This window comes from Microcoleus sp., assembly GCF_049646505.1.
Classification (GTDB): Bacteria; Cyanobacteriota; Cyanobacteriia; order Cyanobacteriales; family Microcoleaceae; genus Microcoleus.
Genome location: NZ_JBARVX010000001.1, coordinates 1 through 12,858, shown reverse-complemented (window position 1 = coordinate 12,858; position 12,858 = coordinate 1). Strand labels below are relative to the sequence as shown.

The 12,858-nt window shown below is 47.4% G+C and carries 15 protein-coding genes; 10 read left to right on the top strand and 5 right to left on the bottom strand.

The window, feature by feature from the left end; translation table 11 throughout:
- From WBA89_RS00075 to WBA89_RS00065, 3 genes are all read left to right on the top strand, one after another.
- Positions 1-1,058 (top strand): ATP-binding response regulator (locus WBA89_RS00075; protein WP_424402898.1); only part of this gene is annotated, 1,058 nt, incomplete at its 5' end.
- Between the two features lie 193 nt (positions 1,059-1,251).
- Positions 1,252-1,485, top strand: a complete 234-nt coding sequence (locus tag WBA89_RS00070; RefSeq protein ID WP_424402896.1) for a hypothetical protein — start codon at positions 1,252-1,254, stop codon at positions 1,483-1,485.
- Positions 1,486-1,710: 225 nt separating this feature from the next.
- Positions 1,711-3,111, top strand: coding sequence for a lipid-A-disaccharide synthase-related protein (locus tag WBA89_RS00065; protein ID WP_424402894.1), 1,401 nt, complete (start codon positions 1,711-1,713; stop codon positions 3,109-3,111).
- A 385-nt stretch (positions 3,112-3,496) separates the two neighbouring features.
- On the opposite strand, the gene WBA89_RS00060 is transcribed toward WBA89_RS00065, so the two are convergent.
- Positions 3,497-4,246 (bottom strand): 2-phosphosulfolactate phosphatase family protein, encoded by a 750-nt coding sequence (locus WBA89_RS00060; RefSeq protein ID WP_424402892.1) that lies wholly within the window; start codon positions 4,244-4,246, stop codon positions 3,497-3,499.
- A gap of 358 nt (positions 4,247-4,604) precedes the next feature.
- Here WBA89_RS00060 and WBA89_RS00055 point away from each other — a divergent pair, with 358 nt between their 5' ends.
- Positions 4,605-5,498, top strand: a complete 894-nt coding sequence (locus WBA89_RS00055) for an EI24 domain-containing protein (protein ID WP_424402900.1) — start codon at positions 4,605-4,607, stop codon at positions 5,496-5,498.
- Between the two features lie 4 nt (positions 5,499-5,502).
- On the opposite strand, the gene WBA89_RS00050 is transcribed toward WBA89_RS00055, so the two are convergent.
- Complete coding sequence (locus WBA89_RS00050; protein WP_424402890.1) at positions 5,503-5,781, bottom strand: hypothetical protein; 279 nt, start codon at positions 5,779-5,781, stop codon at positions 5,503-5,505.
- Positions 5,782-6,171: 390 nt separating this feature from the next.
- Here WBA89_RS00050 and WBA89_RS00045 point away from each other — a divergent pair, with 390 nt between their 5' ends.
- Positions 6,172-6,399 carry a hypothetical protein gene (locus tag WBA89_RS00045; RefSeq protein WP_424402888.1) on the top strand — a complete coding sequence of 76 codons (228 nt, stop codon included), beginning with the start codon at positions 6,172-6,174 and terminating at the stop codon, positions 6,397-6,399.
- 49 nt (positions 6,400-6,448) lie between these two features.
- On the top strand, positions 6,449-7,366 hold the full coding sequence (locus tag WBA89_RS00040) for a protein kinase domain-containing protein (RefSeq protein ID WP_424402886.1): 918 nt from the start codon (positions 6,449-6,451) through the stop codon (positions 7,364-7,366).
- A 46-nt stretch (positions 7,367-7,412) separates the two neighbouring features.
- Here WBA89_RS00040 and WBA89_RS00035 read toward each other — a convergent pair whose 3' ends face one another.
- The 3 genes from WBA89_RS00035 to WBA89_RS00025 all read right to left on the bottom strand — a co-directional run bounded on the left by WBA89_RS00035 (position 7,413) and on the right by WBA89_RS00025 (position 9,618).
- Positions 7,413-8,039, bottom strand: coding sequence for a DnaJ domain-containing protein (locus WBA89_RS00035; RefSeq protein ID WP_424402884.1), 627 nt, complete (start codon positions 8,037-8,039; stop codon positions 7,413-7,415).
- Positions 8,040-8,158: 119 nt separating this feature from the next.
- The gene (locus WBA89_RS00030) at positions 8,159-8,752 is read right to left on the bottom strand and encodes an ATP-dependent Clp protease proteolytic subunit (protein ID WP_194065252.1); all 594 of its coding nucleotides are present in this window, start codon (positions 8,750-8,752) and stop codon (positions 8,159-8,161) included.
- A gap of 206 nt (positions 8,753-8,958) precedes the next feature.
- Entirely contained in the window at positions 8,959-9,618 is a 660-nt protein-coding gene (locus WBA89_RS00025) for an ATP-dependent Clp protease proteolytic subunit (RefSeq protein ID WP_424402882.1), read from the bottom strand.
- A gap of 71 nt (positions 9,619-9,689) precedes the next feature.
- On the opposite strand from WBA89_RS00025, the gene WBA89_RS00020 reads away from it, so the two are divergent.
- From WBA89_RS00020 to WBA89_RS00005, 4 genes are all read left to right on the top strand, one after another.
- Positions 9,690-10,925, top strand: coding sequence for a vWA domain-containing protein (locus WBA89_RS00020; protein ID WP_424402880.1), 1,236 nt, complete (start codon positions 9,690-9,692; stop codon positions 10,923-10,925).
- Positions 10,926-11,121: 196 nt separating this feature from the next.
- Positions 11,122-11,688 carry a Uma2 family endonuclease gene (locus WBA89_RS00015; protein WP_424402878.1) on the top strand — a complete coding sequence of 189 codons (567 nt, stop codon included), beginning with the start codon at positions 11,122-11,124 and terminating at the stop codon, positions 11,686-11,688.
- Between the two features lie 3 nt (positions 11,689-11,691).
- A complete protein-coding gene (locus WBA89_RS00010) occupies positions 11,692-12,183 on the top strand; it encodes a tetratricopeptide repeat protein (RefSeq protein ID WP_424402876.1) in 492 nt (163 codons plus the stop codon).
- A gap of 101 nt (positions 12,184-12,284) precedes the next feature.
- Positions 12,285-12,858: homoserine kinase (locus WBA89_RS00005; protein WP_424402874.1), on the top strand; the 574-nt coding region annotated here is incomplete at its 3' end.

Below are 12,858 nucleotides of genomic sequence, written 5' to 3'. Positions count from 1 at the left end.
GAGAAAATTACGAATTATCGATTTTGAGTTCGGAACTGAAAGAAAATTATATGCGTTTCGCCCATAATGCGATCGCAGCAAAACACGCTTTAAAAATCCGCTTTCAAATAGAGGATACCGGGACTGGCATAGAGCAAAGCAAATTAGAAGAAATATTTTTGCCATTCCACCAAGCAGGAGGAAATACATTTGTTGAAGGCACGGGTTTGGGACTCTCAATCAGCCAGAAACTAGCGAAACTGATGGGCAGCGAAATTCACGTTAACAGCACTTTGGGAAAAGGCAGCACTTTCTGGCTGGATTTAGAATTGCCCGCAGCCAAACGGTACTTGGAGGTTTCTCCTTTGCGTGAAAAACGCTGGCTTGTCGGTTTTGTCGGCCACAAGCGGAAAGTGCTAATCGCGGACGACAATCAGCTAAATCGCGCTTTGTTGTGCAGGCTGCTGGGGCGTTTGGGATTTGAAATTGCAGAGGCCCGGAACGGTCAAGAATGCCTTTGCAAAGCAGTTGAATTTAAACCGGACGTGATTTTAATGGACTTGCGGATGCCTGTGATGGATGGCTTAGAAACTGCCAGGAGGCTGCGGCAGTTGCCGGAATTCAAAGATGTCGTGTTAATTGCTCTGTCAGCTAGTGTTTTCGAGTCTGCGCGGCAAGAGAGCCTCCTCGCAGGGTGCAATGATTTTGTTCCCAAGCCGATCGAAGCAAATCACTTTTTGGAACGGTTGCGCGTGCATTTGGGACTAGAATGGATTTACGAGGAATCTGCCGAAAGCAAAAAGTGCAAAACTTCCATTTTGTCACCAGCATCTGAGATTCCAGCTTGTTCTGCTTTGTTGCCTGCGGCTTCTGAGTCGGTAGCAAAACTTTTGAAACTCGCAGCTATGGGCGACATTGAAGATTTTTTTCAAGAGATTGCCAAGCTGGAAAGTTTGGAACCAAAATTAATGCCGTTTGCCACCAAGCTGCACCAACTTGCTAAGGGATTTCAGCTCAAACAAATTCGGAGTATTTTAAAGCAGTATATCGATGGGAATCAAATAAAAATAGACGATTGAAATCGTTTCCGCTTGCACCGTCAGGTGATAAATTAGGTAGAAATTCATTAATTTTCCGTCCCAGTTGCCACAAAATATCGGTGGAATTTGTCAGTTGTCAGTTGGTAGGGGCGGTGCCTGTGAGTGCCCGCCCTTGTTAGTTGTTAGGGGCGGTGCCTGTGAGTGCGGGTTCTTCTTAGTTGTCAGTTGTTAGTTGTCAGTTGCAATTACCAATTACCAATTACCAACTGCCAATTACCAACTGCTTTCGGGTCAACAACCAACAGTCAACAGTCAACAGTCAGCAGTCAGCAGCCAACAGCCAACAGTCAGCAGCCAGCAGCCAGCAGCCAACAGTCAACAGTCAACAGTCAACAAAAGTGCAACCGGAATTGATATGAAATCGCTACTGCACAAACGATGTCCGCCTCCGCAGGTTAAGAAATAAAGATATTTAAGCCAGCTTTGATATCAGATATTTTCCGGTAAATTACCCGACCTAAAATGTGTTTTTACTGAGGAGTTTAGTCCTCAGTAAAGATTTTGAGCCGCGCCGGATGTGGGTCGATATTACGGTGTTTTGTACTATTTAAAACAAGAATTTTCTGGTAAACTAACCTGTAAAGTAGCCTTTCATCGCTAGACTGAAGTCTCAGGGGTTTGAGGCTATTTTTTGACAACAGAGTTTTTGAGAGAGTTGGGATTGAAATTACTTTGTCTCAGTAACGGCCACGGAGAAGACGCGATCGCCCTTCGCATCTTGCGGGAACTGCAACAGCACCCGCATCCCCCAGAATTAGCCGTGTTTCCGCTAGTGGGCGAAGGGCAAGCTTTCGCTCAACTAGAAAACGCCCGCATCATCGGCCCGGTGCAGCGGATGCCTTCGGGCGGCTTTATTTACATGGATAGAAAGGAATTTTTGCGCGACGTTAAAGGCGGCCTGCTGCAGTTGACCGCAGCTCAGTTTAAAGCGATCCGCGCTTGGGTGCGATCGCAAACAGAGTCCGGGAATCAAGACGCAGTTATTCTAGCCTGCGGGGATATCGTACCGCTGCTGTTTGCTTGGCTGGGCGGCGCGCCCTACGCCTTTGTCGGCACCGCCAAGTCCGACTATTATTTGCGGGACGAGAACGGGCCTCTAGCTCGCAAATCCGGCTTTTTTGCTTGGATTTCGTCGCCGCGATCGGTTTATTTCCCTTGGGAACGCTGGTTGATGACGAGAAACCGCTGTCGCGCCGTTTTTGTCAGGGACGCGCTAACCGCCGAGACTTTACAAAAGCTGGGAATTCCCGCTTGCGATCTCGGAAACCCGATGATGGACGGACTCGAACCGGAAAACCCAGCCCCCAGTTTGTACGGCCCTGACACGGAGTTTCGGGAAAGGGAGCGATCGCTCGTCATCACCTTGCTCCCCGGCTCTAGAGCGCCGGAAGCCTATGCTAACTGGCAGCTAATAGTAGAGGCTGCCGCCGGAATTTTGTCCTTGTTTGCCGATCGTAAACTGTTATTTTTCGGAGCCATTTCTCCCGAATTAAACTTAGAAGCTTTGCGACCTATTTTAGAATTTTTCGGCTGGCGACAAGACGGCGAAACTAGAACCGAGCGGCGAGAAGGAAGTATTTTGCGGCCTCCCGTTTCTAGCCCTCAAGAAATTCGGCAAGAATCTCCTAATTTGCTATTGCCCTTGACTTTTGTGCAGAGAAAAGCCACGCTGATTTTAAGTCAGCAAAGTTTTAACGATTGTTTGTACGAAGCCGATTTAGCAATAGCAATGGCCGGAACAGCTACAGAACAATTTGTCGGTTTAGGAAAACCCGCGATCGCCATTCCCGGAAACGGCCCGCAATTTACCCCCGCCTTTGCAGAAGCCCAAAGTCGCCTGTTAGGGCCGTCATTAATTTTAGTCAAACATCCCGCCGAAGTTGCCGCCGCAGTACAGTCTTTGTTCCGCGACCCCGACAGGTTGCAGCTAATCGCTGAAAATGGCTTGCGCCGCATGGGAGAACCCGGTGCATCCGCCCGAATAGCCGAATGTTTAATTCAGCGGTTCGGCGGCGGAGACAGCAATGATTAATTGCCGACAATACAGTAGGGCATAGGTCATAGGGCATTGGGCATATCTCACAAGGCGATCGAACCGCTATAGTTTTGTCCCTAGCGAATATCTTTAATTGTACTTTATTTAAAAAAAATCTCGATCGCTAACTACTAATATCAAATCCTCTCTTCATCGGAATAGTAAATTAACAGTTAACAGTTAACAGTTAACAGTTAACAGCTAACAGTTAACAGCTAACAGTTAACAGCTAACATCATCTATGAGTGCAACCGGAATTGATATAACTTCCATTGTTTGTAGTGAGGACTTTAGTCCTATAATTATCAGGACTCAAATCCTCATTACAAACCCAAAAAAATCAATTTTCCGTTTTTTCCCAAGATGGAAACCTGAAATTAGCCTAAGAAATTTTAAAATCCGACTTCACCAAAACACCAGGTTCTCGCTGCATGGGAAGCACATCTAAAGTATCCAATTGCGCGCAATATTTTAAATCTTCAATTATGCCCAAACGCAACAGGCGCTGGCCGTGACTGGCTTTTTCCAGCAATTCGTGCAGCCGATCTTGCCACTGCACATAAAGAGCGATCGCCCCAAAAACTTCATCGTTACCAGCAAAATCGATCGCCGGAATACCGCTTTCTGCTAGCAGGCTTTGGGCGATCGCCCCAGCACAAACCGTATCCTCCAACGAATAACTCCCTTCCCAACCAGAACCCACAATCCAAATACTTTCCGGCTTTTGACTTAACAAAAACTGCACCGCAGATTTCCGGTTAATCAAAGCCGCCGTCAGCACAGTTGCAGCAGCTTGCACTCGTTGCAAAGCGCGAGTACCGTTAGTTGTGCTGATAAAAATTCGCTTCCCACTCACCTTTTCTCGCGGGCAGTCCAGCGGAGAATTCCCCATGTCAAAACCATCAACTTTTCCTCCGCCACGCTCTCCAGCCCGAATCCGCTTGTCTGCAGGCCATTTTTCGCTCTGGGCCATCAGCTTATCCAAGTCGCTGAAAACTTGCACAGCTTCCGCCCCATTATTCAGGGCCGTCGCCATTGTCGTAGTCGCCCGCAGTACATCAACTGCGATCGCGCAAGCCGGCATTTTGTCCGCTGGCGTAAGTTCCGGGGTATGGTAAATAAAAAGCTTCACTTTTGGGCAACCTGCAATAAATCCTCATAGGCAATAATAATAGAAAATGACACTCTCACCCCTAATCTCTCAACCGCCAAGACGGTAAGGATGTTCTTAATTCCTCAAACCCTTGATTCTATTACTTCTGAATTCGATCGCGCCAGACAACTAAATCCCTCTTCCTTCTTCCCTCCCCCCTTGGGGGGGGCAGGGGGGGGTTCTTCTTCCTGATGACGTTGTACCGAAAGCTCGGAGGCGACAGCACTAATGACTAATGACTAATGACTAATGACTAATGACTTCTTCCTTCTATCCGTTACATCCGTTACATCCGTTACATCCGTTACACAATCCGTTGCCGAACTTCCTTCTGCATATGTCAAAACAGCTAAATTCAAATCCCGCCCGCAGCGCCATTACCGCACCAATTCGACTCTTGGCAGGTTTCACCTATCCTTTTCGAGCTTTCACGCTGATTTGGCAAACTCCCAAACTGTGGACTTATGTATTAGTTCCCGTCTTACTAAATTTTATAATTGGTACCGGACTTTATCTAAGCTTGCTATTTCCCAGTTTGTCAGGAATAGACGTTTTAGTAGCCGATTTATCCCTCCGATTTAATGATTTAATTGCCAATTTACCAGCTTGGCTGAGCTTTTTGGGCGGGTTGACAGTTGCTTTCGGCTGGCTGCTGCGCGTACTTTTAGTGTCAGGACTTTTGCTAATCATCGGGTTTTTGTTAGTACAGTTTGGCGTGATTTTAGGTTCGCCCTGGTACGGCAAACTTTCCGAACAATTGGAACTGCTGCGGAACGGTCAATTGCCCGCAGAAGCCCCAATGAATGCGGCGAGTGTTTTTCGGGATATTCAAAGGGCGATCGCCTTTGAACTGCGAAAATTACAAATTTTGTTGAGCGTTGGCATACCCCTGATACTGCTAAATTTTATCCCTGGCTTCGGCTCTATTCTTAGCACTTTGGGCGGCGTAACTTTGGGCGCAACTATTGTCTGTTTAGATTTTTTAGATGCACCTTTGGAGCGGCGGAGGCGGCCTTTTCAGGAGAAGTTGGAGATAATTTGGACGAGTTTGCCCGCTAGCGGGAGTTTTGGTTTGGTGTGTTTGGGTTTGGTGAGCATTCCGCTGTTGAATCTGTTGGCGATTCCGCTGTGCGTGACGGCGGGAACTTTGTTTTTTTGCGATCGCATTTGGCCGGAGCGCTTTGCCTCAGAAGAAAGAATCACCGCTCCCGAAACTAACACTACAACTTAAAAAACTACGGAGATGCTTCTACCTTCGGCTGAATGTCTTCTACCTGTCGCTGACTCTGGGACTTAAAACTCAGAAACGGGCTTAAAAACAGCCAACTAGCGAAAATGAATGAAGCTGTAAATAGCTGGACAATATCGATCGCTGAGAGGTATCCGTCAGCAAACAGCGCAATGCTTCTATCTGTCAGCCCGAATATCCAAGAGAGAATCCCAAACAGCCAAATGCCTTTTTGCAGCATTGACAAAAATGTTGAAACTTCGGAGTTGTTTTGCTGATTATTCATTGATTTGGCCCTTGTTGGCGAACAATCTGATTTACCGGGGCACCCCAAGGGCTTAAGGATTTTTGGTGTCTCCTCGGATTCCCTTTGTTCTCTATATATTAAGAAATATTTCAAGATATTGCAACACACCCCTAGAGGTATTCGCGCATCTATCTCTAGAGGTAGTCGCAGGGTAAAAAACAAGTAAACTTTGCTACACTTTGGCGGGAAGGGCGATCGTCCTCTTGGCAAATGCCTCCAGCAAAAATTTGTAGATTGAGTGAAGTATGTTATACTACTCAGAATGTTGGTAGTGAGGACTTAAGTCCTCAAAGCCCCAAACCCCCCGACAAACAATTCGATCGAAATCAACCAAACTTTCGATAAGTCCAGCATCAATAACATCAAACAATGGCACGCTTAAATCAGATTATCGCGATCGAAAAAGGCATCAAAAGCCGATCGGTCCAAGAACTAGCAGAAGCCCAAAAAGCCCTCCAGAAGCCAGCTTTGCTTTCTGGAATCTCCCGCACTTACCGTCCCAAAGACGAAGAAGGCGAACAACTGCCCCCAGAGTCCAAAAAAGTCGAAATCAAAGCCGAAGAGATTATCCGCAAAACAACAGAAGTTTTATGGTAATAATTGAATCAATTCGTTAAATCCGTCAGTCCTGGACGTATCAAGACAGATGAGTTACTGCATCAACCCTCAATGCGAACAACGCGAAAACCCTGCTGCGGCTCAAAATTGTCAGGCTTGCGGCACGGCTTTATTAATTGCCGATCGCTATCGTATCCTTAAACCAGTGCGATCGCCCAATCCCGCACGCCCCACCGACATCTTAGAAGTCGAAGATTTGGGAACCGGCGAAAACGAATGGGGCACAGTCAAAATTTTTAAAGTGTTCAAACACAGCCACAATCCCGATTTACTTCGCTTGTTCCAGCAAGAAGCGCGAGTGTTAATTTGGCTGGGGGGAAAAGCCGGAGTTCCCCAAGTTGAACCCGACGGTTATTTCCAAATTAAACTCGCCAATAACTCCCAGAAATTGTGTTGTTTGGCGATGGAAAAAATCGACGGAGTAAACTTGACAGAATTCTTAACTAAAAACCAACAGGTTTCTCAAACACTCGCCGTTGATTGGCTGCAAGAAATGCTCCATATTTTGCAAAAAATACACAAATATCATCTCGTACATCGGGATATTAAGCCATCCAACTTGATGCTAGAACCCGATGGGAAATTGAGATTAATTGACTTCGGCTGCGCCGCCGAAGCAGATACAGATACCGCACCCATCGGTTCTGCTGGATACTCCGCGCCCGAACAAATTGCCGGAAAACCAGAAGTGCGATCGGACTTTTTTGCCCTAGGGCGTACTTTTGTACATTTATTAACAGGCTTAAAGCCGATCGACTTTCCCGTCAATCAAAAAACTGGTAAGATTAATTGGAGGAACCAGGCCGTAGATGTTGACCAGTCCTTCGTAGAGTCGATCGACCAATTGATGGAACCGCTACCAGAAAACCGACCGGAAAATACCCAAGTTATTTTAGAAAAACTCAAAAATATAGAGTTTTTGATTACCTCCACAGAACCAAACTAATAATTCCCGATTCCCGATTCCCGATTCCCGATTCCCGATTCCCCAATCAATAAATCTGTTCCAACTTGCGAAAATCTCGCTCTACTTCCGCCCACAAAGCCCGATTGTGAGGGTCAGTTTTCACAGCCTTTTTCAAATAAATTCTCGCCTTATCAACCTGCTTTTCCCCGATCAAATGCCTTCCCCAGCGCTGATAGGCGATCGCCTGCCACTGGCGCACCTCCCGATCTTCGGGTACCCGCTGCGCCAAACCTTCAATCAGGGCGATCGCCCGCGGGAACCTCTGATATTTCAGCAACTGCTGCAACTGAAAATAAGCATCTTGCTTTAACTTTTCTTCCGCCGCCGACAGATCCGGGCTATCTGGAGTCGGTGGCTGTTTCCGAGTCACCTTAACTGTCTGCGATCGATCTTTCACCGCTGCAGCGGGCGGTGTCGGAGTAGGCGGTACTGTTGAACTAGCAGTTGTTGACTCCGCAACATCGGCGGGGGCTATATTTACCAGGAACTTATAAGCCTCTGTAATAGCAATAAACTTATTCTTAGCCTGTTCGTTTCCCGGATTCACATCCGGGTGATACTGTCTGGCTAACTTTCGATAAGAACTCTTAACTTGCGATAAACTCGCACCAGACCTGAGTCCTAACTGTCGGTAATAATCTGCAGTATCCATTTAGCATGAACGATCGTTGATAATACAATTAAATATGGCAGAATCCTTAAATGTAAAGATTCTGCCAAAATTTACCGAAAAACAGGGTGTAGTGCGAGGTAGTGTAGCGAAAAAATCGCTTACGGACGATCTTCGACTACTTTGTCAATCAAGCCGTATTCCTTGGCTTCCTCAGCGGACATAAAATAGTCGCGATCCATGTCTTTCTCGATTTTCTCGATCGGCTGTCCGGTATTTTTAGCATAGATACCGTTGAGTTGGTGGCGCAAGCGCAGAATCTCCTTCGCCTCGATCTGAATATCGGTTGCTTGTCCCCGCGTGCCCCCAGAAGGTTGGTGAATCATGATCCGCGAGTGAGGCAAAGCCAACCGTTTCCCCTTCGTACCCGCAGCCAGCAGGAAAGAACCCATCGAAGCAGCCAAGCCCACACAAATCGTCACCACGTCCGATTTAATGTGCTGCATGGTATCAAAAATAGCCATGCCTGCCGACACCATCCCGCCGGGGGAATTGATGTACAAAATGATATCCTTACCCGAATCTTCCGAATCCAGATACAGCATCACGGCGATAATTTGATTGGCAATTTCATCGTCAATATCTTTACCTAAGAAAATAATCCGTTCCCGGTAAAGGCGATCGTAGATATTAATCCACTGAGTATCATAACCACCAGGCATTTTGTAAGGGACTTTTGGCACACCTATAGGCATAATTCGGAACTCCTTTTAGTTGGTAATTGGTAATCGGGGATTGGGAATTGGGCATCGGGCATTGGCAATTGATTGCTTGTTATTAGTTACTTGTTATTAGTTACTTGTTATTAGTTACTTTCGAGTTTTTGGTGATAACCAATAACCAATAACCAATAACCAATAACCAATAACCAATAACCAATAACCAATAACCAATAACCAAATTAGATGACTCCAGCCGGCAGCGGTTTCGCCAATTCTTCCGAACTTTCTAGAACCCGATCGATCAAACCGTATTCTTTAGCTTCATGCGGCGTCATGTACAGCAACCTATCCATATCTTTAGCAATCTTTTCGATCGGTTGACCAGTACAGCTTGCGAAAATATCGAGCATCGTCGCCTTATTTGCCAGCACTTCCTTAGCCCGAATTTGAATGTCGCTGGCTTGACCCCGCGTGTATGCTTTGGGTTGGTGCAACACGATCGAAGCGTGCGGCAAACTAGCCCGAAAGCCCTTTGTACCGGCCGCTAACAGCATCGCAGCCATGCCCATTGCCGAACCGAGGCAAATCGTTTGCACGGGCGGCTTAATGTACCTGATCGTGTCGCAGATAGCGAAGGCTTCGGTTTCAAAGCCGACGGGTTCGCCGCTGTAACCAGAAGTGCCGGTCGAGTTGATGTAGATTTTGATCGGTTTATCGGGGTCTTCGTACTGCAAATACAACAGTTCAGCAATAATCAGTTCTGTTACCGCAGGCACCAGAGGCATACCGAGATAAACGATCCGCTCCTTCAGCAACAGGGATGGCAAATCGGGAGGAGGCGTCCGAGAGTTGCCTTCCCCGTAGTATTGCGATTGCACAGCTTTAATTGGTGTGTTCATAAACCGAAATGTTGCCTGAACTGATGGAGCTATTCTTAAAGAAATAGTAACGCAATCTTTGGGTATCCCGCATGAAAGTTAGTTTGCTCCCGGTGTTAAACGACCCCAACCTTGACGCTGCCGCGCCCTCAACCCAGCGCCAGCTAGCGATTTCAGTGTCTGCGACGGCAAGCTCGATCGACTCCACCGTCCCCTTAAACCTGTGCCTGATTCTCGACCACAGCGGCTCGATGGGCGGACGGCCCTTGGAAACCGTCAAACAAGCCGCCGGACGGTTGCTCGACAGGTTGAAGCCAGGGGATCGCTTTTGCGCGGTGGCTTTCGATCACAAAGCCAAAGTCCTCGTCCCCAACCAAATTGTGGAAGACTCCGCTAGCATTAAACGCCAAATTGAGAGGTTGCGACCGGCCGGCGGTACAGCAATTGATGAGGGCATTAAGTTAGGTATTGAAGAGTTGGGGAAAGGCAAAAAAGAAGCTATATCTCAGGCATTTCTGCTGACAGACGGCGAAAACGAACACGGCGACGACAGCCGCTGTTTGAAGCTGGCAAAACTGGCCGCCGAGTACAACATGACTTTAAATTCTCTGGGCTTTGGGGATAACTGGAATCAGGATATTTTGGAAAAGATTGCTGATGCTGGCGGCGGTGCTCTGGCTCACATTCAGCGGCCCGAAGATGCGGTTGATGAGTTTGGCAAATTGTTTACTCGCATCCAAGGTGTAGGTTTGACTAATGCTTATTTGCTATTTTCGCTGATGCCAAAAGTGCGGTTAGCCGAACTAAAACCGATCGCCCAAGTTGCTCCTGATACGATCGAATTACCGGTACAACAGGAGGGCGATCGCTTTATGGTGCGCCTGGGAGATTTAATGAAGGATGTAGAGCGAGTAGTTTTGGCTAATATTTATATTGGACAGTTACCAGAAGGTACGCAGGCGATCGGGCAATTGCAAATTCGCTACGACGATCCCACAGTCGGCGAAGGTTTGCTCTCCGATCCCGTTGCACTTTCTGCTAATGTCCTAAAAGTTTATCAGCCGGCACTCAACCCGATGGTGCAGCAGCATATTTTAGCTTTGGCTAAGTACCGCCAAACTCAACTCGCCGAAACTAGATTGCAACAGGGCGATCGCGCCGGTGCCGCCACAATGTTACAAACGGCGGCTAAAACCGCTCTGCAAATGGGCGATAAAAGTGCCGCAACGGTGCTGCAAACTTCTGCTACTCGCTTGCAGTCTGGTGAAGAATTGAGTGAGGGCGATCGCAAGAAAACTCGGATTGCTTCTAAAACAGTTCTTAAGTAATCGGGTGATTTCCAATGCCAAATCCGGCGATTGGAAATCGCGACTACACAAACAAAGTCCGCCTTCGCGGACTAAGGATATAGAAACCCGCGCAGGCGGGTTTTGTCTGTGCGTTTGTACTCACAGGTTAAAATTTGTGGATGCTTTAGATACTCGATCGTCTATAATTTTTGTATCACCTATAAAGAGTGTTTGTATGAGCCAGACAATATCTGATAAAGTACGCTGGACTACCGCCGATTTGGAACTATTGCCCGATAACGGCGATCGTTACGAACTTATTGATGGAGAGTTATTTGTGACTAGAGCACCGCATTGGGGTCATCAACGGGCTTGTGGCAGATTTTTTTCTGTGCTGGATACTTGGTCGATGTCTGCTGGTTTAGGACAAACTGCCATCAATCCAGGGCTGATTTTCACTGATGCTGATAACGTCATTCCCGATGTAGTTTGGGCGAGCAACGAACGCTTGGCGATCTTGCTAGACGAAGCCGGCCATTTAACCGCCGCGCCAGAGTTAGTGGTTGAAGTATTATCTGCTGGTACAGACAATGAAAGACGCGATCGAGATTTGAAAGTCAGACTTTATTCGGTGCGGGGAGTCCAGGAATACTGGATTGCGAATTGGCGGTTGCAACAAATTGAGGTTTATCGCAGGGAAAAAGCAAGTTTAAAGCTTGTTGCTACGCTGTTGAGGGATGATGAAATTACCTCGCCTTTGTTGCCAGGTTTTAGTTGTTCTGTCGCTCATATTTTTGCCTGAGTTATGAAATTATTTTACAAATTAATTGCTACTATCGGAACATTTACTATCTTTAGTAATATATCCCCTGCTGTCTTGGCTGAATCTTCAGCAATATTAATAGCTCAAAAAACGATCGTTCAAAACCCTGCAGAAGACTTATTCAATAGTGCGTCAACCAAATCAGAGGCTGGAGACTTGGAAGGGGCGATCGCAGATTACACCGCAGCCATTCGCCTCAATCCCAACTACGCCCAAGCCTACAACAAACGCGGCATCATTCACGGCCGCAACCTCAAAGACTATCCAGCAGCTAAAGCCGACTTCGATCGCGCCATTGAAATCGACCCCAACTACGGAGACGCCTACTACAACCGCGCCAGAGTCCGCGAGTTCTTAAAAGACAAAGAAGGGGCGATCGGCGATTATCAAAAAGCCGCCGACATTTATCAAAAATCCGGCAATACCAACGATTATCAAGATGCCATCAAACATCTTAAAATACTGCAAAGATAGAGTGCTTCCAAAAACATAGTATAGTATTCTTCCATCTGCGTTCATCCGCGCTCATCCGCCTTCATCTGCGGTTAAAAACTCCCAATCCATTATTAAAAAAAATGTCCGCAACCTCCACTATCACAGTTACCGTACCCGCCACAACCGCCAACTTAGGCCCCGGATTCGACTGCATCGGCGCGGCTTTAAGCCTCTACAACCGCTTCCAATTCTCCCGACTCGAACCCTCAGAAACCGAGAAACTAAAAATTACAGTTACCGGCGCAGAAGCCGCCAAAGTCAAGACAGATGACAGCAATCTCGCTTATGTAGCCTTTGTCAAATTGTACGATCGCCTCAACCAATCGCCGCCGCCTGTAGCGATACATATAGATATGCAAGTGCCGCTGGCTAGAGGTTTGGGAAGTTCCGCCACAGCCATTGTCGGCGGGTTAGTCGGTGCAAATGAATTAGCCGGTGCGCCTTTGAGTCAGGTGGAAGTGATGCAGTTGGCGATCGAACTTGAAGGGCATCCCGACAACGTTGTCCCCGCTTTGTTGGGAGGCTGCCGCCTCGCTGCTAGCAATACACCCCCCCACCCCCCCCTTAGTAAGGGGGGGCTAAGAGATGAACTTTCCGTTAGCCAATTGCAACCAGAGTTACCCCCCCAACCTCCCCTTAGTAAGGGGGGGCTAA